Origin of the sequence: Salinispirillum sp. LH 10-3-1, from assembly GCF_030643825.1 — a bacterium.
Classification (GTDB): Bacteria; Pseudomonadota; Gammaproteobacteria; order Pseudomonadales; family Natronospirillaceae; genus Salinispirillum.
In genome coordinates this window covers 1,152,730-1,175,114 of record NZ_CP101717.1, presented here as the reverse complement: position 1 = coordinate 1,175,114, position 22,385 = coordinate 1,152,730, and the positions used below count along the sequence as shown (strand labels likewise).

18 protein-coding genes are annotated in these 22,385 nt (G+C 54.5%); 8 read left to right on the top strand and 10 right to left on the bottom strand.

Annotation, left to right across the window (positions count from 1 at the left end; translation table 11 throughout):
• Nucleotide 1: 1 nt before the first annotated feature.
• Nucleotides 2-1,090: an ABC transporter ATP-binding protein gene (locus NFC81_RS05220; protein ID WP_304996480.1), complete on the bottom strand. Its 1,089-nt coding sequence runs from the start codon at nt 1,088-1,090 to the stop codon at nt 2-4.
• A gap of 321 nt (nt 1,091-1,411) precedes the next feature.
• Here NFC81_RS05220 and NFC81_RS05215 point away from each other — a divergent pair, with 321 nt between their 5' ends.
• From NFC81_RS05215 to NFC81_RS05205, 3 genes are all read left to right on the top strand, one after another.
• Entirely contained in the window at nt 1,412-3,343 is a 1,932-nt protein-coding gene (locus NFC81_RS05215; protein ID WP_304996479.1) for a sigma-54-dependent Fis family transcriptional regulator, read from the top strand.
• Nucleotides 3,344-3,462: 119 nt separating this feature from the next.
• Complete coding sequence (locus tag NFC81_RS05210) at nt 3,463-3,876, top strand: DNA polymerase III subunit chi (RefSeq protein WP_304996478.1); 414 nt, start codon at nt 3,463-3,465, stop codon at nt 3,874-3,876.
• Between the two features lie 75 nt (nt 3,877-3,951).
• Nucleotides 3,952-6,825, top strand: coding sequence for a valine--tRNA ligase (locus NFC81_RS05205; protein WP_304996477.1), 2,874 nt, complete (start codon nt 3,952-3,954; stop codon nt 6,823-6,825).
• A 295-nt stretch (nt 6,826-7,120) separates the two neighbouring features.
• On the opposite strand, the gene NFC81_RS05200 is transcribed toward NFC81_RS05205, so the two are convergent.
• Complete coding sequence (locus NFC81_RS05200) at nt 7,121-7,945, bottom strand: MerR family transcriptional regulator (protein ID WP_304996476.1); 825 nt, start codon at nt 7,943-7,945, stop codon at nt 7,121-7,123.
• Nucleotides 7,946-8,036: 91 nt separating this feature from the next.
• On the opposite strand from NFC81_RS05200, the gene NFC81_RS05195 reads away from it, so the two are divergent.
• A complete protein-coding gene (locus NFC81_RS05195) occupies nt 8,037-8,951 on the top strand; it encodes a sigma-70 family RNA polymerase sigma factor (RefSeq protein ID WP_304996475.1) in 915 nt (304 codons plus the stop codon).
• Nucleotides 8,952-8,981: 30 nt separating this feature from the next.
• On the opposite strand, the gene NFC81_RS05190 is transcribed toward NFC81_RS05195, so the two are convergent.
• From NFC81_RS05190 to NFC81_RS05175, 4 genes are all read right to left on the bottom strand, one after another.
• A complete protein-coding gene (locus NFC81_RS05190; RefSeq protein WP_304996474.1) occupies nt 8,982-10,025 on the bottom strand; it encodes a BamA/TamA family outer membrane protein in 1,044 nt (347 codons plus the stop codon).
• A gap of 80 nt (nt 10,026-10,105) precedes the next feature.
• Complete coding sequence (locus NFC81_RS05185; protein ID WP_304996473.1) at nt 10,106-10,975, bottom strand: TonB family protein; 870 nt, start codon at nt 10,973-10,975, stop codon at nt 10,106-10,108.
• A complete protein-coding gene (locus tag NFC81_RS05180; protein ID WP_304996472.1) occupies nt 10,975-12,156 on the bottom strand; it encodes an HmuY family protein in 1,182 nt (393 codons plus the stop codon). The genes NFC81_RS05185 and NFC81_RS05180 overlap by 1 nt, the downstream gene beginning before the upstream one ends.
• A gap of 18 nt (nt 12,157-12,174) precedes the next feature.
• A complete protein-coding gene (locus NFC81_RS05175) occupies nt 12,175-14,151 on the bottom strand; it encodes a TonB-dependent receptor (protein ID WP_304996471.1) in 1,977 nt (658 codons plus the stop codon).
• Nucleotides 14,152-14,281: 130 nt separating this feature from the next.
• Here NFC81_RS05175 and NFC81_RS05170 point away from each other — a divergent pair, with 130 nt between their 5' ends.
• From NFC81_RS05170 to NFC81_RS05155, 4 genes are read left to right on the top strand one after another with little or no spacing between them, the layout of a single operon-like run.
• On the top strand, nt 14,282-15,397 hold the full coding sequence (locus NFC81_RS05170) for a ChuX/HutX family heme-like substrate-binding protein (RefSeq protein ID WP_304996470.1): 1,116 nt from the start codon (nt 14,282-14,284) through the stop codon (nt 15,395-15,397).
• Complete coding sequence (locus NFC81_RS05165) at nt 15,384-16,211, top strand: ABC transporter substrate-binding protein (RefSeq protein WP_304996469.1); 828 nt, start codon at nt 15,384-15,386, stop codon at nt 16,209-16,211. The genes NFC81_RS05170 and NFC81_RS05165 overlap by 14 nt, the downstream gene beginning before the upstream one ends.
• Nucleotides 16,208-17,320: an iron ABC transporter permease gene (locus NFC81_RS05160; protein WP_304996468.1), complete on the top strand. Its 1,113-nt coding sequence runs from the start codon at nt 16,208-16,210 to the stop codon at nt 17,318-17,320. The genes NFC81_RS05165 and NFC81_RS05160 overlap by 4 nt, the downstream gene beginning before the upstream one ends.
• A 25-nt stretch (nt 17,321-17,345) precedes the next feature.
• Nucleotides 17,346-18,152 (top strand): heme ABC transporter ATP-binding protein, encoded by an 807-nt coding sequence (locus NFC81_RS05155; protein ID WP_304996467.1) that lies wholly within the window; start codon nt 17,346-17,348, stop codon nt 18,150-18,152.
• Nucleotides 18,153-18,164: 12 nt separating this feature from the next.
• On the opposite strand, the gene NFC81_RS05150 is transcribed toward NFC81_RS05155, so the two are convergent.
• The 4 genes from NFC81_RS05150 to NFC81_RS05135 all read right to left on the bottom strand — a co-directional run bounded on the left by NFC81_RS05150 (nt 18,165) and on the right by NFC81_RS05135 (nt 22,133).
• On the bottom strand, nt 18,165-18,560 hold the full coding sequence (locus NFC81_RS05150; RefSeq protein WP_304996466.1) for a MerR family DNA-binding protein: 396 nt from the start codon (nt 18,558-18,560) through the stop codon (nt 18,165-18,167).
• A gap of 121 nt (nt 18,561-18,681) precedes the next feature.
• On the bottom strand, nt 18,682-19,623 hold the full coding sequence (locus NFC81_RS05145) for a stomatin-like protein (RefSeq protein WP_304996465.1): 942 nt from the start codon (nt 19,621-19,623) through the stop codon (nt 18,682-18,684).
• Between the two features lie 73 nt (nt 19,624-19,696).
• Nucleotides 19,697-20,128, bottom strand: a complete 432-nt coding sequence (locus NFC81_RS05140) for an NfeD family protein (protein ID WP_304996464.1) — start codon at nt 20,126-20,128, stop codon at nt 19,697-19,699.
• A gap of 172 nt (nt 20,129-20,300) precedes the next feature.
• A complete protein-coding gene (locus NFC81_RS05135; RefSeq protein WP_304996463.1) occupies nt 20,301-22,133 on the bottom strand; it encodes a diguanylate cyclase domain-containing protein in 1,833 nt (610 codons plus the stop codon).
• Between the last annotated feature and the right edge of the window lie 252 nt (nt 22,134-22,385).

Here is a 22,385-nt window from a genome sequence, read left to right as displayed (position 1 = left end):
GTCATGCTCCTACCAGACGGCGCGGGCCGTGCACGAATTTGCCATCGAGGTCGAAGGCATAGAGTTTGTGCGTGGGGAAGTACACTTTGATCTTTTCGTCGACGTGATATTCGTGTACACCCGACAGGTGTAACACCAAATTGAAATGATCGTTGCGCACATGCAGGAAGGTTTCAGAGCCGCTGATTTCGGCCAAATCCACCGTCACCGGCAACTCCAAATCGTCGTCGGCGTGTGGCACCAAGCCAATGTGAGAGGCGCGCACACCAAAGTTATATTGGCCAGGCTCCAAATTGCGTAAATCGGCATTCAGCTGAAAATGCACGGTGTCATCGAAGGTCACTTCCGTTTCCGAAACCTGCCCTTTGACCACATTGATCGGTGGCTCAGAGAACATTTCGGCGGTCACGATATCGGTCGGGCGATGATAGACATCCGGCGTTTTGCCGTATTGCAACAATCGACCTTCGTGCATAACAGCGGTGTAACCGCCCAGCGCTAAGGCTTCGTTTGGTTCGGTGGTGGCGTACACGGCGATGCAATTACGCACTTTAAACAGGGCACGCAGTTCTTCGCGCAGCTCTTCACGCAATTTGTAGTCGAGGTTTACCAAAGGCTCATCGAATAAAATCAGCTGCGCATCCTTAACCAAGGCACGAGCCATGGCGGTACGCTGCTGCTGCCCACCTGATAACTCCATAGGATAACGATCGAGCAGATTTTCAATGTGCAACATACTCGCGGTTTCACGCACACGCTCATGAATGACTTTCGTTGGCATTTTGGCCAACTTGAGTGGTGACGCTATGTTGTCGTACACGGTCAAATTGGGATAGTTAATAAACTGTTGATATACCATTGAGAGGTTGCGATCGCGCACTGACACGCCGGTAACATCGACGCCGTTCATCAGCACTCGCCCTCGCGTAGGGCGATCCAACCCCGCCATCAAACGCATCAAGGTCGTTTTGCCTGCCAAGGTACGGCCAAGCAACACATTGAAGGAACCAGGCTCAAGGGTCAGGCTGACGTCGGTGATCCAGTCTTGCCCGTCAACGACTCGACTGACGTTTTCCAGAATTAAAGACATGTTTCTCATACCCACTTGTTATTTTTATCGTGCCACTGCTGTGTCGCGTCTCACGACCAACGTGGCTTGCGGATATCAATACAACTTACATGCCAACTACCGAACATTTTTGAATATTATTCTTAATATGTTGTTTTATATAGAATTTATCGATTTTTATGCACAGTCATGACCGTCCAATCGAAAATTAATGAACGTTCATTTTTGTTCAAAAGTGTTAACAGTGAACAATTCATACTGTTCAACACTGAACACTTGTAGTACAACTACACACCTCGACGCCTATTCGAGTGCATAACAAATACAATAAGAAGTAACCGTATGATTGATCCCGACACTCAACCCACAGAGCCTGTAGATTCGTTATCAAGCACCACAGAGCAGGAGCCTTCGCATAAGGAACTGATTGAGGCATCCTGGTATCGCTGCGAATCTTTTGGTTTGTCACACAGCACTAAGCCGGACTACGGAGATGTGCGTGCGGGTCAAGTCAGCTCGCTGATCGAAGAACATCATGACCTTGTTAAAACCACTGAAAACGAGGTTTTACCCTACTATGAAAACATCCTGTCGAACTCGGCCTGTGTCATTGTTCTAGCGGACCGCCAAGGGCATGTGCTGAACACTTGGGGGGCTAATCGTTTTCGCAGTCGCGGTGAACACGGCTTAGTGCCCGGCCATCGTTGGCAAGAAGTCGGCGTGGGCACCAACGCCATTGGTACGGCCCTTGCCAGCGGACAAGCCATACAGGTCAGCCGCGATGAGCACTTTTTGCGCGCTAATCGCTACATGGTGGGTGCTGCATCTCCAATTTTCGACACCCGCAAGGAATTAGTCGGGGTATTGGATATTTCCTCCGACGCCTACCTACCGCAAGACCATACCTTGGGCATGGTCAAGCTGATGTCGTTGACCGTGGAAAACCAGCTTATACATGCGGCGTTTGAGCGGGAACACTACATCTTGGCGTTCAACACCAACATCGGCAGCCTGGAAAGCCATTGGTCAGGCTTGGTGGTGTTGGACGAAAACGGCACCATCGTATCAGCCAACCGCCGAGCCTCGGCGGTATTGGCACACGACCTAGCGTTACTGAATGTGGAAGCCGTTTTTGGCTGTACGATGCGCGAAATTCGTCAGCAGCCGCCCAGCATGCCACTGTCGTTGCGGGTTTTAGAGCGCTTTCGCGTGTGGGTTAAAGTCAATCCGCCCATGGCCCCTAAGTTGACCGTGCCGGACTTTCGCAACGACCCGAACTATCGTGCGCCGACCGCACAACCAGCAATACCGGACGATGTAATACCCTATGACGAACTCGAACACGGCGATACACGCGTTAAGCAGGTATTGAACCAAGCGCGCAAAATCATTGAGAAAGACATTCCCATCCTGATTCGTGGGGAAACCGGTGCGGGTAAAGAAATCTTTGTCCGTTCGTTGCATTACCACAGCAGCCGTCGCACCGAGAATCTCGTCGCGGTAAACTGCGCTTCAATCCCTACAGAACTGGTCGAATCGGAATTGTTTGGTTATGAGAAAGGGGCTTTTACGGGCGCGCATACCAAGGGCTCAGTCGGGCTAATTCGACGGGCACACAAGGGCACCTTGTTTTTGGACGAAATAGGCGAGATGCCGATGAACGTGCAGTCGCGATTGTTGCGCGTGTTACAAGAGCGGGTGGTGACGCCACTGGGTTCCAGCGAGGTGTTTCCTGTCGACATCAAGCTGATTTCGGCCACCAACCGCAACCTGAAAGAAGAAGTGGAATTGGGCAATTTCCGCCAAGACCTGTACTACCGCATTACCGGCCTGAGTCTGGAGCTGCCACCGCTGCGCACCCGACACGACAAAGAAGCCTTAATTCGTTATGTCTATTCACGCCTGCGCTCGGACAATGACGCAGAGCTACCACCTGACATTCAAGCGATGCTGTTTCGCCATCCATGGCCGGGTAATATGCGCCAGCTGGTGAACGTCCTGAAAGTCGCACTCGCCATGGCCGACGGAGAACCGCTCAGCACAGAAGATTTACCAGCGGATTTCTATGAAGACTTACCAGAGGTCGGAAGCATTCCGTATCCGACCGCACCCGAAGCGCCCCCAACCACAAGCCCAGTACAAGCCATGCCCGTGACCGACCCTGCAATTTTGATTCCGCAGTTGTATCTGGCCAATGGAAAAAACGTGACACGCACGGCCAAAGCCGCAGGCGTTAGTCGGAATACGGTGTATAAGTATCTGCGCGATCTGTAGGGCAGACGCTTTACCGTGTAGAGCATCCTGTCCGGCAGGTGCAAGCACCTGCCCTACTTCACTCCGGCGCATTCGACAGGTATCCTTAGCCCTCGTTTTCAGCCCTATGTCACCACTCCATGACCAAAGTCGATTTCCATATTTTGAGCGCCAACCAGTTCGACGACGCGGCGCTGTACGTCTGTCGCTTGGCCGAAAAAGCCTGGCGCTCGGGACATCAGGTGCTGATTCATTGTGATGAGGTTTGGGCGGATACGCTCAACGAACTGCTGTGGTCGTATCGTCCTGAATCCTTTGTGCCACATGGCCTACTGGCGGACGGCGAAGCGCCCGTGAACATCACCAGCTCGGTTGACTGCGGCACGCACCACGATGTGATGATCAATTTGTCGCATCAACAACCCAGCTCTTTTTCTCGTTTTAAGCGCTTGATTGAAGTGGTTTTTGAAGAGGAGGCACTCAAAGTCGCCAAACGAGCGCATTACAAATTTTACCAGGAGCGCGGTTATCCGTTGCAGAACCACCGGGTGTAGGAGTGCACCGGCACGGCAATTCCGGTTATACTTCTCGCATTCAATTTTCACCCATCTACTGACAGTCGGAACCCCATGGATAAGACGTATCGTCCGCAGGACATTGAGCAGAAACACTACCAACATTGGGAAGATAAGAACTACTTTGCGCCATCCGGCCAAGGCGATGCGTTCAGCATCATGATTCCCCCACCCAATGTCACCGGCAGTCTGCACATGGGGCATGCTTTTCAGCACACCATCATGGACGCTTTAACCCGCTATCAGCGCATGATGGGCAGCAACACCTTGTGGCAGCCAGGCACCGACCATGCCGGTATCGCCACCCAGATGGTGGTTGAACGCCAACTGGCCGAGCAAGGCATCAAACGCCACGAGCTGGGCCGCGAAACCTTCATCGATAAAATCTGGGAATGGAAAGCCAAGTCAGGCGGCACCATCACCGAACAAATGCGCCAACTGGGTGATTCTGTCGATTGGTCGCGTGAGCGCTTCACCATGGACGACGGCCTGTCCAACGCGGTACGCGAAGTGTTCGTGCGTTTGCACGAAGAAGGCCTGATTTATCGCGGCAAACGCCTCGTCAACTGGGACCCGAAACTGCACACGGCGATTTCCGACTTAGAAGTTGAGAACAAAGAAGAGCAAGGCCACCTGTGGCACTTCCGCTATCCATTGGCAGACGGCGCAAAGACCGCCGACGGCCAAACGTACCTGGTGGTAGCGACCACTCGCCCGGAAACCATGTTGGGTGATACCGCCGTTGCAGTGCACCCGAAAGATGAACGCTATGCATCATTAATCGGTAAATTCGTTGACCTGCCACTGGTTGGTCGCCGCATTCCCATCATCGCTGACGATTACGTCGATATGGAATTCGGTTCGGGCTGCGTGAAGATCACCCCCGCCCACGACTTCAACGACTACCAAGTGGGCAAGCGTCACAACGTCGCCTTGGTGAATATTTTTGACGAAAACGCCTGCGTGCTCGCTGCCGCTCAGGCGTTTCAGTACGACGGCACCGAGTGGGCCGATTTTGATACCTCATTGCCCGCCGAATACGCTGGCCTCGACCGGTACGACGCCCGTAAATTGATCGTCGCTGCGTTTGACTCTGCTGGGCTCTTGGCCGAAGTCAAAGACCATACCTTGCAAGTACCGAAAGGTGACCGCTCTGGCGTTGCCGTTGAGCCGTGGTTAACCGACCAGTGGTACGTGGACGCCAAAAAGCTCGCGGGCCCTTCTATTAAGGCGGTTGAAGACGGCGCGATTCAATTTGTGCCCAAGCAATGGGAGAACACCTATTTCTCTTGGATGCGCGACATTCAGGATTGGTGTATTTCACGTCAACTGTGGTGGGGGCATCAGATTCCTGCGTGGTACGACGAGTCCGGCGCGGTGTATGTCGGCCGCGATGAAGCCGAAGTGCGTGCGAAACACGGCTTGGCCGACAGCGTAACGCTGCGCCAAGACGAAGACGTTCTGGACACCTGGTTCAGTTCTGCGTTGTGGACGTTCTCTACGCTGGGCTGGCCGGAAAAAACACCCGAACTGGCGACCTTCCACCCTTCGAGCGTGCTGGTTACCGGTTTCGACATCATCTTCTTCTGGGTCGCCCGGATGATCATGATGACCCTGCACTTCATGAAGAACGAAGACGGCACACCACAGGTGCCCTTCCATACCGTGTATGTAACCGGCCTTATCCGCGACGAAAACGGGCAGAAAATGTCGAAGTCGAAAGGCAACGTCATCGACCCGTTGGACTTGATCCACGGCATCGACATCGAAGCCTTAGTGGCAAAACGCACCAGCGGCCTGATGCAACCCAAGCTGGCGGCCAAGATCGAAAAAGCCACCCGTCAGTCGTTCCCGGATGGTTTTGAGCCTTCAGGTACAGACGCACTGCGCTTTACCTTGACCTCGTTGGCCTCAAACGGCCGCGACATCAAGTTCGACGTTAAGCGTTTAGAAGGCTACCGCAACTTCTGCAACAAATTGTGGAACGCGGCGCGCTACGTAGAAATGAACACCTTGGACGAAGACGGCTCGCCGTTGGATTGCGGCCAGTTCGATTCCGATGCAGACGTGGCTCTGTCGCTGGCGGATCGCTGGATCATCTCACGCCTGCAGCGCACCGAAGCCGACATGAACCGCCACTTCACGCAATACCGCTTCGACTTGGCCAGCCAGGTGCTGTACGACTTTGTATGGAACGAATACTGCGACTGGTATTTGGAACTGAGCAAGCCGATTTTCTGGGACGAGCTTTCCACCGCGGCGCAGTTGCGTGGTTCTCGCCGCACCTTGATTCGCGTGTTGGATGCCATTCTGCGTTTGGCGCACCCCATCATGCCGTTCATTTCGGAAGAAATTTGGCAGTCGATCAAGCCGTTGTCTGGCAAGTCTGGTGACAGCATCATGCTGGAACCCTATCCGCAGCCGGAAGAGCACAAGATCGACCTCGCCGCAGAAGCCGACTTGGACTGGGTGCGTAACGTGATTGTCGGTGTGCGTAACATTCGCGGCGAAATGAACATTTCCCCGAATAAACCCATTCCGTTGTTGCTGCAAAACGGCAACGCAGAAGATCAGCGTCGCCTAGACGAAAACCGTACGTTCTTGCAGAAACTGGCAAAGCTGGAAAGTATTAGTTGGTTGAGCTCAGAAGACGAAGCGCCGTTATCGGCGACGCAGTTGGTGGGCGAAATGCGCGTACTCGTACCTATGGCAGGCTTGATCGACGTGGCCGCTGAACGCGCGCGCTTGAACAAAGAGATCGAAAAAGCAGAAAAAGAACTGGTGCGTATTCAAGGCAAACTGAGTAACGAAAAGTTCACCGCCAAGGCCCCGGCTGACGTGGTGGCGAAAGAGCAAGAAAAGGCCGACGCCATTTCGGTCTCTTTGGGTCAGTTGAGCGAGCAACGCGCGCGTATTGACGCGTTGTAGGAGGCCCAGCCCCCTGGCCGAATGATTCGCGCAGGGGGCTGGCGGATGACGGGGTAACTGCGTCCTCGGCGTTGCTCCTGCATTGCTCTACCTCCGGCATCCATGCCGTCGTGCGTTACCCGCATACCATCCATCCCTGGATATAAAGCTGCACTCTTCCGCCCTATAACAGCTCTAAAGAAGAGTGCTCACCGGTAATCTATCCGAAGGGCACAGGGTGTATGCCTCAAAGCGCGACTCTCAGGCCTGCCGTGGAGCGCGGGAGGCATACCCCGAGAGCCCTTCTCGTTACCCACTAAGACTCTTCTTCAATTACCGCGCGCAGCGCTTCTTCCAACGGCAACTGCGCCGCCTGCGTCCAATGAAACAATCGCTGATGCAGCTCGCCCTGTGCCGGGCTGTCCAAACTGCACTGCTGACTGTACTTCGCAAACTCCCGCAGCTGAATCAAAATAGTTGCCACATGTCGCGGGCATTCACATTCCAATTCGGGCTGCGTATTAGCCCAATGGACCAACTCCGCATCACTGAACGAACTTTGCGGGCTTTGCCCCAATAGCCAACGCATCAACGTAGACCACGTCAATGGCCCTGATACCGATTCGATACCCTGCGCTGCCAACTGCTGCAAACGGCGGTTCAATGCATAATGGTAAACCAACAACACCGGCACGCCCGACCGGGTTAAGCGCTGGGCTCGTGTCACATGCTGATCACTCAGTGACCCAACCTCCCATACCAACACACCCGTTGCCAAAGAAACATCCACCTCTTCCAGAATGCGCGCGCGCGGACCAAACCAAGAGGCAAAATCACTCACCACGCGAATACCGCAAAACGACACGCTGCCTGGGAGGTCCGCTTTGGTATCCAAAGGGTTCATGCTGCGTAACTCAGCAATATCCAAATTTGCTAGGTCCGCCAACGCCCAACCGCGTGACTTTAATTGTGATACCAAACGCAAACGCTCTAGGTCTGTCTCAGAATACAGGCGATGACCTCCTGCAGAACGATGGCTAGCGTCAATGTCATAGCGAGCTGCCCACTTGCGCAAGGTTGCAGGCGCTACACTGGTTCTACGGCTGGCTTCCGCCATACTGAAATAAAGTGTCTCGGCCATGTCTCGGTTTCAATCCAATTAATGAGAAATAAGTGATCTTTTGTCACGTTCTTCTCATACGTACCTATAAAGGTAATTGGTTCAGAATCTAATGAAAAACGATCGCACTGCTTGGTACTCAAACATCGCTAATGATTATCCTGCCCTGCCCCATGATGAGCAGAAGCGCCTGCTGTGGTCGCTGCTGCGTGGCGTTGTGCGACTACAATGCTGGTCGGGTAAAAAAGAAGGCTATTTGCAACGGTGTCGCATCCGGCTCAACGCCGTGGTTCAGGACGACCAGCCCTTTTGGTTCACCGAGAATGACAACATCGCTCATTGGCTAGAGGTGCAGCGGCCTCAGCTGACGGCAAACCCCGTTTTACGACGGCGTTACAAGGTCTTACAGGCTGTACGTCAACGCATACTGCTACACAACCAACGGCTTATTATTCGCCAAGTGCATCGGCGCCCGAACTATTCATTGGAATACGGTGATCTGATCATGGAAGGGAACGTCGGCCTGATCCGCGCCGTGGACCTCTTCGACCCGCGAAAAGCTTATCGTTTTTCTACGTATGCGCATTTCTGGATTGAGCAAGCAATCAAGCTGGCGCTGAAACAGAAGACACAGACGGTACGCACCCCTTTGAGCGCCATCACCAAGGCCTATCAGGATCATAAGACGCAATTAGAGAACGGTGACACCAGCGATATGCCGTCATTGTTTCGCGACAACCTGTCGCTGGATGATCCGGATTTACAGATAAATCTGGACGCCCACCACGCTTCTTCGCGCCAACCGCACGAGGCCGTCGACAATAAACGTTTGGTGGCCGAAATACTGCGCAGCCTGCCTGAGCGTTTAAGGCAGGTGTTGCTGCTGCGCTATGGCGTAGACCAAAGAGACAGCGTCGGCTACCGCGAGATAGCCGACCAATTAGGAATCAGTCGTGAACGGGCACGCCAGTTAGAGCAGGAAGCCTTAACGCATTTGCGCCGTGAGTCAGGCTTATCGTTTGACTAAGTCAGGGTCGCAGCACCGATATACCGGTCTTCAGAATGCCTCGCCAAAGTTGATGACCACGCCGCTGCGACCGTCCACCCACCCTAGATCGACCCGGATATTCAAACGCCGCTCGTCACTGATGGAATAGCGCAGGCCAGTACCAAAGCCTGTTTTAAGATCAGTATCCAGCCAATCGGCGGGCGCTTCGCCCACTTGCCCGGCATGTACAAACACCGACGAGGCAAAGCGCCGCGTCAGCGGAATGCGTGCTTCCAGTTGACTGGTGATGGTGGATTGATGACGATACTGGCCGTCCACAACGCCACGCATCCACTGACTGCCGTTGAGGGTAGGCATGTAAACAAAGGGGGTGTCGGCTGACGCGTGCTGCACCTGTCCACCCAACGCCAGAATCACGCGGAAGGGCGATTGCCAGTACACTGCGCCGCTTTTTGAGGTAGTGTAATACACCCCGGCATCATCCGAGCGGCCCAGCGTCACGGTATTTTCCGCGAAGGTACCACCGGTTGGCCAGCTCAGATCATCGCGCGTGTCCCGCGTGACGGACAATTCAATCGCTTGAACCTGCCCCCCTTCGGTCCAAGCAGCATTGCTCAACAACGGGTCATTAGGGTTTTCAAATTCGATGTCAGCCCATGCCGTAATTAAGGTGCCCCCGACTCGCCAAACATCGTTCAACGGGTACGACCAACCAGCCCGTAGCTCTAGTGACAGGTCGTCGTATTTTTCACCGTTTTCTATGTACTCCGCTTGATAGCCATAGAACTCATTAGGGAAACGGCTAATGCGTACCCCAAAGTCAAAGGCATCTTGCTTTCCTTCGATAAAGCCGGGCGTACGCAAACCGAGCGCTAACGCTTGCTGGTTGTTTGCGGTACCAATAAAAAATACAGATGCCGCCAGTGAATCGGGCTCTGGAGAGCTCTCCCAAAAGGCTGCAACGCCCAATTGTAATCCGGTATCCGGCTGACTGCCGACGACGGGCAAGATAATGAAGTCGGACGCTTGAACCGCCGACCATGAGGAGATAGTTACAACACCGAACAATGTTGCGTGTTTGAATAAGCGCATGAGTCCCCGCAGGCGTAGTGAGCAGTGGAGGTAATTACAGCGCACTATAGCGCATCGGATCACTGTTGGAACCCTATCGACTAATTCAAGCGATACTCAATGGGGACCTCAAAGCTCAAAGCATGGATCTGTCGAGCCTGCAATTCTGCTGGAAAAGTCGGTAATTCGGTCAACGAACTCAACATGGTGCGCGCCGCATCATCCAATACCCTATGACCACTAGAAACCACCAGTTCTGCAGCGGTGATGCCCTCAGCGGCGTCAATGTGAAAGCGCACATGGGCAACACCCTCAAGATTGAGCCGTTGTGCACGGCGCGGATAGGTTTGCACGCGGCGCAAAGCACGTTGCAATTCAGCGCGATAGGTCGCCATTACGTCGTCCACCACAGCGGCCATGGTGTGGTCCCACGCCACATCCACAGTATCGTGCTCAGTGCCATCACTCCCTGCCCTATCATGCTGCTCCGCGTAAGTTTCAAGCGGCTCGTTGTGTGCATGTTCAATGCTTGACTCTGGCGGGTCCGGAGCGATCTTTTCAGGCACAGCGTCTGCTATGGTGTCGGCCTGCTCTCGTGCGGCGTCCGTTTCAGTGCGCTCAATTGGATCGGCAAGTGCTGGCGGTTCCCTGGACTCGATCGACTCATGAACCTCGGCGATCTCTTCCTCGGATGGCGCAGGGCTTGGCAACAGCCAGCCCTGCTCCGCAGTCACCGCCGGTTCAGCGGTCCAGTCCACCGGCACAGCGGCTGGCGGCGGCGCTTCCGTGCGCAGCTGAACCACTTGGACGGGTGGAGATAGGTGGTGTGGCACCGCCAGCGGCGAAGTGCCACTGTACTGCCACACCACCCCGGCAGCCACAGCATGCCCGAGCAGAGACCAGAACAATGCTACGTTCAGCCGTGATCGGCCGGGCGTCTTCGCCTCTGCCATGTCCACCGGTGAGTTCATCAGTCGAGCTGCCGTACTCGCAAGGTGATGTAACCACTGGTGCCAGCATCGGGATGATAGTAATTAACCGCCTGCACCATGTAGACATCATCCGTAGTCGCGCTGTCGCCATCCAAGTCTACCGCAAACACTCGGAAGTTAGGCGCCAGCGAGTGCCCTGACCCATAGCCCGGTATACCGTAAACAAACCATTCATTTTCAGCAAAAGCATTACCCGACGCGTCACTAACAAAGCCGAAGCTGTAGAAGCCGGATGCATCCAAGGCTTCGATCTCTTGTTGTGTATAAGGCCCTTGTAAAGCCACACCCGCGTCTCCCGTGACGCCACCGTTCAGGCGCAATTCGCCTATGCCACCGGAGCCAAAGCCGCTGGTCGAAGTGACCACCCGATACTCAATGTCCCAACCGCCCTGCTCTGTTGTGGTAAAGCTTAGGTTGTCCAAATCGATATAAACCGAACCGCGCGCCACACCCAAGGGGGCGGTGACGGTTGCTTCGTTGCCCAAATTGAATGAGCCATTGGCCGACATTGGCGTAACACCGAGCTGGATTTCCGCGCCATCAAACTCTGCGCTGCTGTCGCGTGTCCAAAACAAAGCCTCAGTACCGGTCAGGCGGACGGCAAATTGATCACCGGTGGAACTGCGCAGCACCCAATAACGATGGTTGTTCGGGTACACGTAACCGCCACTTGGGTGATTGTACGTCGACCACTGCTGCCAACCACCAAACGCCGGCAAAAACGCCTCCCCCGCAAACGCCAAGTCGTGGGTTTCATAAGGGTACAACAGATCGGCCAAATAGCCCTCTGCGGTTGCATTGATGAAAGTACTGGCAATAGGATCACCTGAGCCGTCGTAGAAGTCCGATTGCTCGTGTGCAAGGGCTGCACTGACTGACCCACTGCCCGCGACCAAACCTCCGTTCAAAATGACGCCGTTATAGCGCCGTAAGGCGATGTGCCAGTCGTCTCCTTCGAGGTCCGTCGTCGTCTCACCCGTCACCAAGTTCACACCCTGAAAAGCGGCATTACTGGAGGCGTCTACCAGAATCGACATAAAGCGGTCATCGTCGCCGTCATTTCTGTTTGGTGCATCTTCTTCGGGCAAACACGCCGTTAATGTAGCCGAGGCCAGCAGTACGCCAACCGCTCGTAGCCCCAAGGTATTGTTCACAGTCATGGTTAAAGTATCCTTTTGTTAAAAAAGTCGAAGTTCCGTGCCGAGCACCCACTGGCGCCCTGTTAATGGCCGCAAGTCCTGCTCGGCGTGAATGGGCTGATATTGGTTGAACAAGTTGACGCCGCGCACGTAGAAGCGCGACTGAGCGTAGGGTGTAAAATGCAGGGTGGTATCGAGGTCAATCCACGCCGGTGTTTCTATGGTATTTTCTCGATTTGACCAGGTGTTGCTGCGGTAACGCGCTGACGTGTGCCATTGCCAATACCGATGCAAGCGCAGATCCACACTGGCCGTGATCATATGCGGCGTGCGCCCCGGTAAATACAAACCACTGTCCGTGTCCACAGCGTGCAACCCGTTGTAGGCCACACTGACCCGATGCGGTGCGCTGCCAAGCTGGCGCGTGAATTCCACATCAATGCCCATTAGCTCGGCGCGCTCAACGTTTTGATAACGGTACACATCAAGCCCCTCTTGCAGGCTCAGTTCGTCGTCTTGTTCCGTAACGATCAACTGCTGCGCCTGATTTAGGAATCCGCTGATGTCCAGATCCCATCGCCCTCCCTCTAACTTCAAGCCCAACTGCCAAGACAGATTCCGCTCGGGAGATAAGTCCGGATTACCTTCCACACGGTAGCCAAACTGGGCGTGATCAAAGAAGTAATAACGCTCCTTAAGATTAGGCACTCGATAACCCAACCCCAGCCCGGCGCGTACATGCCCATCGAAGCTCGGTTGCTGCAGAGCGTCTGGGTCCCAGCGTAGATTGAATTTGGGGGCTGCGAAAAAGCCGAAGCCGTCATCCCACTGGGCGCGTAAGCCCGGCAACAACTCCAAGGTATCGGTCAGAAAGAAGTCGTCTTGCACATAGAGCGCAGCGGACTGTTGCTGTTTGTCGTCGACTTCGACCTGAGTTGAGGAGGTGCCATCCAACGCCTCCTTGGTCTGCGTTTGGGTGAGCGTGTTCAAGCGATAATCGCCCCCCAGCGTTAGCAAGTGTTCTCCCGCCTGTAAATCCCATTGTTGGGCAAAGAATCCACTGTGCATAACACCGTTGCGGGTTTGCTCTACCCTGTCGGTGAACACCGCATTTTGCGTGGTGGTCTGGTCAAACCACTCTCCTTTTAGCTGCGTGGTACTTGCCAGCGCGCCAAAGCGGTTACGCAGCTCAGCCCCCACCGCAATCTGCTGTGTGTCGTCGGTGTAGCGGAAGGCGGTGCCGTTCTGACTGACGGGACGGTAGAGGTCGGTGAAATAGCCCGTGGTATCGAACAATAGGGCGCCATCTGTCCAGTGATAGCCCATAGTGTGAGCCAGGCTGATGCGACGCCCCGTGAAGGTATCCTGAGTGTAGCTGGCGGCATCGCGGTCCGAGCCGGTGCTCAAGCGGTACGTAACATCAGTGGCGGACGACCAGCGCTCATTGCGCCAACCCATCGAGGCGCCCAGTGACTGGTCAGCCAACACACCAAGCCATGCCTTGTTGGTGTTCTGCCGTTCGAAGTTGCGCCCCTGCCAGCGCACCACGAGCTCAGGCCGTTCAGGCTGCCGGGTAATGATGTTGACCACACCCCCCATCGCGTCGCTGCCGTACAGTGCCGAAGTCGCACCGCGCACAATTTCAATGCGCTCAATATTTTGCGTACTCAGGGTCGACAGGTTGACCGTCGAACCGGTTGAAGCCGTGATCGGCCGACCATCCACCAGCACCAGAACTTGATCACCGGACATCCCCTGCAAACTCACCTGCTGACCTTCTCGGCCGTGAATACTGCTCAGTTGCAGCCCGGACACGTGTTGCAATGCTTCAGCAACGGTTATGGGCTGGGTCGCCGCCAAATCTTCACGGGTCAGCACATCAACTTTCACTGGGGACTCGGCGACACTTTTTGCCGTCCGCGTCCCGGTGACGACGAGCGGGCCAAGCCGCTCACTGGCCCCCAAACCATTCGCCAGAATCAATAAACCTGCGATTACCATTGGAATTACACGCATGAATACATCTCGTCCTTTCTCGGTTTACGTCCCGCATTTGCGCGAAGTAAAAATCAATGCTTGAATTATTTAATGCAAATGATAATACTTCTCATACGTATTTAAAACAACCGGACGAAAGGAATTTACTATGACGACATTGTCACGTGCGTTTTCACCCGCGGTTTCCACTCCACAGGCTCAAGTCACCACACTGGCGGAACGCTGGGCCATGTTGCGTGAACAACAATCTGGCCTGCGCATTCGTAATGCCGCTGCCTTACTCAGTGTGAGTGAGGTGGAGTTGCTGGCTACCCTGTGCGGCCAGCAACACAGCCAGGCGGAAGAGCAAGTCACGCGGCTGGTGTGTGCACCTTATGACCTATTGGCTGAGTTACACAGCGTCGGGCCGCTGATGGCCTTGGTACGTAACGAACACGCGGTGCATGAAACCATCGGCAGCTTTGGCAAGCTGAGTGGAAATGGACCGGTACGGTTGTTTCTTGGTGCGCAAGACCAGCGCCTGTTTGCCTTTCGTTGGACTAAAGCCTTCTTCAGCAAGACGGATGCACGTGAAAGCATTCAGTTCTTCAATGCGCAAGGGAGCGCCAGCTTCAAGCTGTTCACGCGCCCCGACACTGACATGGACGCCTGGGCGAAATTGGTGTCACGCTATGTCGCGGAAGATCAAAGCCAAACCGAGACGGTTGCGCCTGCCAGCCCAGAGACCCAAAAAGTAATACTGAGTCACGACGAGGCCGCTCGATTACGCGAGCGCTGGGGAGCGTTGCGTGACATCCACCAGTTCAATCAATTACTGCGCGATTTCGAAGTCGGTCGCCTCACCGCAGTGCAATACGCTGGCAATGAATGGGTGCGTGAAGTGTCCTCTGATGCCATTGAACTGGCCTTGACCCAAGCCAAAGAACAACAGCTTTCCATCATGACCTTTGTCAGCAACGGGGACATTGTACAAATCCATACCGGCGTGCCGGATCGGCTGCTGCGCACTGGCCCGTGGTTTAACGTTCTTGATCCTAGTTTCAACCTGCACCTGAACACCGCTGGCATCGCCCAAGCGTGGGTCATTACACGACCAACAGGCGATGGATTGGTCACAACCTTGGAGGCCTTCGACGCCCACGGCAATTCCATTTTGCAGTTGTTCGGCGAGCGTCACGAAGGCGAGCCCGAGCTAGCCGAATGGCGGGCTCTGACGGAGCAATTGCCAACACCCGACAAGGAGACCGTCCATGCATCTGCATAAGCTAATGCTGCTCGTTGTGAGCGTTATGCTGGCCACGCCACTGTGGGCTCAGGGCGGCCCACAGCGCATTGTGGTGGCTGATGGTGCGCTGACGGAGATTCTGTATGCCTTAGGAGTGGAAGACCGGATCGTTGGCGTCGACACCACCAGCGTCTATCCGGCGAGCGCCCAAGCGTTGCCCAACGTCGGCTACCTGCGTGCGCTCTCTGCCGAGGGCATTCTGTCGCTGCAACCAGACTTGCTGTTGACCACACAGGATGCTGGTCCGACGAATGTGCTGAATCAACTTCAGCAGGCTGGTTTACCCATTGCCCTTTTGGAAGTCGAGTATTCGGCCAGCGGTACCTTGGCGTTGATCGAACAGGTGGGCGAACTGGTGGGCTTGCCGACGGAGTCTGCGGCCTTGATGCAACGTGTACACGCGCAGATCTCTTCGGCAGCCTACCAGTTGCCACCCGAGACGCGCATCATGTTTGTGCTGAATGCGGGGGGCCGGGGTTTTATGGTCAGTGGGCAGGATACGCGAGCGCATGCACTGATTGAGCTCGTTGGGGCACGCAATGCGTTTACCGAGTTTCCGGGCTACAAGCCGCTGACCAACGAAGCTGCCTTGATGGCAGCCCCTGATATCATCCTAGTGTCACACGCTGAAGGGGCACTGGATGGCGTAATTCGTCACCCCGCGCTGGCGTTAACGCCTGCGGTGACAAAGGGGCAAGTGTATTCGGTAGATCACACCGACTGGCTGCAGTTTGGGCCGCGTCTAGGTGACTCCATCGCAGGCCTATCAGCGTTATTGCAGGCCACACCATGACGACCCCGCTTTATTCCGCATCAACGCCATTAGCCAGCGAGTCAGATACCGACACACCGAAGTGGACGCGCGTACAGATTCAGTTCGGTCTGTTAATCGCCGGGCTAATGCTGGCTGTACTGGGAGGGCTGATGTTTGGCGCGGCAGCCATTCCTGCTCGGGCCGTACTCAGTAGTTTATGGTCAGCCTTCCCCGGCGTGTCCAGCAACGCTCATACGGCCGCCGACCATTTGATTATTTGGCAACTGCGTCTGCCGCGTGTATTGCTGGCGGGTTGTATTGGTGCCGGACTGGCCGTGGCGGGCGCAGCCATCCAAGCGGTCTTTCGCAACCCGCTGGCCGACCCCGGTTTGATTGGTGTATCCAGTGGTTCAGCCTTAGCGGCGATCACCATGATTGTTCTGGGTGATCTCATTCTGGTCGGCGCCTTGGCGCAGTTTCAACTGGTAGCCCTTCCCATAGCGGCCTTTATCGGCGGACTGATTACCACGGCACTGATCTACCGCATCTCCACCATGGCAGGCATCACCCGAATCCACACTCTGTTGCTGGCTGGCATTGCAATTGGCGCACTGACTGGAGCCATCAGCGGCGTGCTTACCTACTTGGCGGATGATGTTCAATTGCGCTCGTTGACCTTTTGGAGCATGGGTAGCCTAGGTGGTGCAACTTGGCCTACGCTGTTCAGTGTGCTGCCGTGGATTCTTCTGGCGTTATTTGTCATTCCCTATTTCAGTAATGCATTAAATGCGATTCTGCTGGGTGAAAACGTGGCACAACATTTAGGTATGAACGCGCAGCGTATCAAGAAAGGCGTCATTGCCCTGGCCGCGCTTGCGGTGGGTGCATCGGTCGCAGCTGCGGGCATGATTGGCTTTGTCGGTTTGGTTATTCCGCACCTGATGCGCCTCTGGCTGGGCCCGGACCATCGTATCCTATTGCCCGCCTGTGCCCTGAGTGGCGCCATGCTATTGATCGGCGCCGACCTCATTGCTCGCACCATCGCCGCACCAGCGGAAATCCCGATAGGGATCATCACCGCTTTATTGGGTAGCCCATTCTTTCTTTGGTTGCTGCTGAATCAGGGGCGCCAGAGCCGCCTACATTGAATCCGTATAGACATTGAGAAGCCAGATGATTAAAGCTGAAAATCTAACTGTACGCCTACACAATCGTGACATTCTGCAGGCCATTCACTGTGCCTTGATGCCCGGCGAACTGGTCTGTGTGGTGGGTTGTAATGGCGCAGGCAAGTCTACCCTGCTCAGTGCGCTCTGTGGCGATCTGCCGGCCCATGCTGGTCACGTGACTCTACAAGAACAGCCGCTGGCCGCTATGCGGCATGCAACACTTGCCCGTATCCGTGCCGTGATGCCACAAAAAGTGCAATTGGACTTCCCTTTCCCGTCTGCCGATGTGGTGGCGATGGGGCGCATGCCCGTGCCAGAAAATAGCGCGCAGACTCGCCACGCGGTGCGCGAATGCATGTTGTTGACGGAAACCCTCCATTTGGCGGACCGCCCTTACCCATCATTGTCTGGAGGCGAACAGCAGCGCGTCCAATTAGCGCGAGTACTGGCCCAGCTTTGGCCCTTCGATCAAACAGAGCCGCGCTATCTGTTCTTGGATGAAACCACCGCCAGTCTCGACCCCTTGCATCAACAAAAGGTGTTTGAACTGGCGCTAAGCCTGACCCACCAGCGTATTGGTGTATTGGCAGTGGTGCATGATATGAACCTCGCCGCGCAATTCGCCGACCGAGTTTGGATGCTACAAGACGGACTCTTGGTGGCCGATGGAGGCCCTATCCAGACACTGACGCCAGACAGAATCGCACGCGTATTTGGTGGTTTGCAGGTCAGCTGCGACCTCGACAGCGCAACAGGCAGACCATGGATTCGCCCCGTACGTGCGGTAACGCAGCAACGACAAGTGGCCTAGGGCAGTCACATCTCAGTCTGGTGAGCCCGTTAAACCGTCCAGAATGGCACAATCGGCCGAGCTGTCGCCCGGGCACTGTTGCACCAACTCTCGCAACGTGGCTTGCATAGCATGCAGTTCTTTGATCTGGCTTTCAAGGTGGGCCAACCGCTGTTCCGCTACTCGTTTTACCGACGCACTGGCGCGCGCAGGGTTCTGCTGCAGCGTCAGCAAGCTGCGGCTGTCTTCGATACTAAAGCCTAAGGTGCGAGCACGTTGCAGAAATTTTAAGGCCGCCAGGTCACGCGCCCCATAGTCTCGATAACCATTGTCTAAGCGGTGGCTGCTCAGCAAGCCAATGCTTTCGTAATAGCGGATGGTTTTGGCACTCAGGCCGGAAGCTTTTGCAGCGTCACCGATCTTCATCATCAACCTCCCATATAGGTTTCATCTATGGTGAGGCAAGGATAGACCTTATGGCAACCGGAAGGTCAAGGTAGGTCTTAAAAAGGTTGATGGGCGGCCAGGCGACCGCCCATCAGAGTATCACTTACTTCTTGTTCGTGTTGTTCGTGACGCGCAACACTTCCGACAACCCAGCTACCGCACCGCCGATGTTCGACAATTCTGCTGGAATGATCATGGTGTTGTTGGTTTTCGCCAGATTACCAAACTCTTTTACGTACTGCTCTGCAATACGCAAGCTCACTGCCTCCGAGCCGCCTGGTTCTTTGATCGCCAAGGCGATCTTACGAATACCTTCCGCCGTTGCTTCAGCAATCAATTCGATCTCACGAGCCCGACCTTCGGCCTCGTTGATCTGCTTCATTTTCTCACCTTCAGACAGGTTGATGACTTCCTGCTTCTGACCTTCAGACACGTTGATCATCGCCTGGCGCTCGCCTTCTGACTTAGCAATCGCGGCACGACGCTCGCGCTCGGCACGCATTTGCTGTTCCAGGGCGTCTTTGATGCTGGCAGGCAGCTCAATATCAGAAATCTCGTAACGCAGTACTTTAATGCCCCAAGGAGCTGCCGCGTCGTCCAAGGCCTTGACAACTTCTTCGTTGATTTTAGCGCGCTCTTCAAAGGTTTTGTCCAGGTCCGTTTGACCGATCACCGAACGCATGGTGGTCTGGGCCAACTGGGAAGCGGCATAGCGGTAGTCGTTGATGCCATAACTGGCTTTGTGTGAGTCAACCACCTGAATATACATCACGCCGTTGATACCCACTTGGATGTTGTCTTTGGTCACACAAGCCTGGCGCTCAACGTCAATCACTTCTTCTTTCAGCAGCTGCTGATAAGCGACTTTATCAACGAAGGGGATCAGAAAGTGAAAACCTGAATCTAACGTCCGAGAATACTTACCCAGACGCTCAATCACGAAGTTACTTCGCTGCGGCACAATGCGCGCCGACTTCAGGATGATAATAACAACCGCTACGGCAAAGCCGAGCGCTAACACTGAGCCAATATCTATCGTTTCCATTGTGTTTCCTTCCGTTTATGTCGTAAATTTCAGCCTTCTGTTGAAGACCTGTGTACCCGTTTGCTGGAGCTCTCTACGGAGCCTTTCTGCTGACTGTAAGGTTAATGCCTTCATTCGCAATAACCCAAGCGACCTCACCGGCTTTTAAGTCGTCGCTGGACTCCGCGTTCCACGCCACTCCGTTCAAGGTCACACGCCCAGCACCTTGTTCAAAATCTGCCAGAACCGTCACGCGCTCGCCAATATCGCGCTGAAACTGTGTGCTCTGTTCACCCGCGTCTGCTGTGAAGCCGCCAAAAATAGTTTTAAAACGTTTACGTGCCACTATCAGGGATGACAAGCTGACGACCCCAAAAACAATGGCCTGAGCGGTAAAGCTTTCAATAACACCGAAATACAGCAAAACACCGGTCACAATGGCACCGATGCCCAAAAACACCGCCACAATGCTGGTCGCCATCAATTCCGACAAAATCAACAGCACGCCTACTATAATCCAAATCATCGCTGTACCCATATTAAGTCCCTGTTTTCAAGCAATAGGATTGTCAAAGATGGGCACAGCATAGCATGGAAGTGAAGGTGGGGAGAACTGAACCTAGGGAGCAGTTGAGGAATAAAAGTACGGCGGTGCTGACACGAGAGACGACCGGCCCTGCTCCACTGTTTTCACAGCGTTACTCCTTGGAAGGTCCTACGTCTTCTCTGTAAACCAGATAGCAACCACGACCACTGCCCTTGGCTTGATACATGGCTGCATCAGCATTCTTCATCAAGTCTTCAGATGTTTTGTATCCCGCATGCCAGTAAGCAATCCCGATACTGGCACCGGTATTTAAGACCAATCCCTTTATACGCACCGGATCGCTCATGGCTACGATGATACGCTGCGCCACCTCCTCTGCGACGATGTCGTCGTCCAACACCGTCAACAAAACAACGAACTCGTCACCGCCCAAGCGGGCAACCACATCGTGATCACGCACCACGGCCAGCAAGCGCGAACTGACCTCACAAAGCAGATCATCTCCGATATGGTGACCATGGGTGTCATTGATTTCTTTGAATCGATCGATGTCCAGAAACAGCAAGGCCATACCCGCCTTCTTCCGCCGCCGCATAGCAAATTGCTGGGTCAATTGCTGCAAGAAATTTTGCCGGTTCGCCAGCCCCGTTAACGCATCATGATTGGCTTCAAAGTACAGGCGCTCCTCTGCTTTTTTGCGCTGTTCTACTTCGCGCATCAGGCTGGCATTCATTTCACGCAACTCTTGGGTACTTTCAACAATGCGACGCTCCAGCTCATCATGATGCAGGCGTTGCTGCTCGGCGGCCAAGCGGCGCTGAATGGCTACGGCAATATGCTGCGACACAAAATGCAGGATTTCCTTCTCTCGTTGTCCATACACATAATACCCATCGTAAGACTGCACAACGATAACACCCATTACCTCGTTTTCGACGATCAGCGGAGAGCCCAACCAGCTGGTCGCCTGGTGGCCTTTCAATAAGCTGTTGTAGTCACTGGCTCGAATCTCACCCAGCTCCGTCAGTACCTCTGCTCTGTCTTCGTCAATGAGGGTGGTCTCGCCAGTTCGTATAACGTACTCGGACAAGCCTCGGCCCAGTGGTTTGGTAAAGGCGGGCAAACTGTATTGATCGCGATAGAAGGGAAAGGTAAGCAGTGTACGATCTTCACTCAACAAGGCGATGTAGCAATTTTCTGAGTGCATCAAGCCACCCAGCACCCCTTGGATGGCTTCATAAAACTCTGAAGTGTCGGCGCTGTCTGCCGCCAGTTCAGAAATGCGATAAAGCGCCACTTGCAACTCTTGCGCTTCGATCCGATCACGAATTTCACGCTGCAACGACTCGTTGGTGTCTTGTAAAGCTGCGGTGCGCTGCTGCACGGTCGCTTCCAATAATTCACGCTGCCGCACCCGATCAATGGCAATAACGGTGTGCTCGGCGATTTGCTCGAACAACTGCTGATCCGGCTCGGTGTAATGGAATCCGGCATCATAGGTCTGTACGACCATGACACCAATCACCCGATCAGCCCGCCGCAGGGGAACGCCCATCCACTCATGGCTCATGGTTCCGTGTCGGCCTATCTCACCGGCATTGGCTAGCTGTTCATATTCCTGCGGGCCACACAGCAATGGCTTCCCGGTACGCACGACGTACCCCGTGAGCCCGCCGGACAATAAGTCTGATGAGATACTCTCTGAAAACTCGCCGTCTTTTTCATCCGCAAAGTATTCGACACGGTATCGTTCAGTAGTAAGATCGACTGAAGCGACATAAAAATTTACCGCGTGCAGGTGCTGATTGACCACCTCATGTACGGCGGGATAAAAGTCCCTCATGCTTGGTACGCTGCTGGCTAAATCCGCCAAACGAAGCAAGGCGGACTGCACTGCGAAAGCTTGACGATAGCGCTCGAGCAACAGCCGCTGCCGTCGAGAGCGCCGCTGAGCATGCTGCAGTTCTTTGCTATCGTTCGGCAATTCAGCACCTCCAGCAACGACGCCATTATCTTCAGTTAATATTTATATTCTGGCACAGATACCAGAAGCCGTATTGGTCCAAGTACGTCGAGCGACAATAATGGCACTCTAAATCACACAAAACTTACCGATTTGACAACAGCAGGCTGATTTTCGGTTAATCTTATACATACCGAGGCTCCTTAGGGGCCTGATTGAACCAAACTTCGACGCACAAAGAATACACAATATGCCGTCGCAGTGCACAGTGTT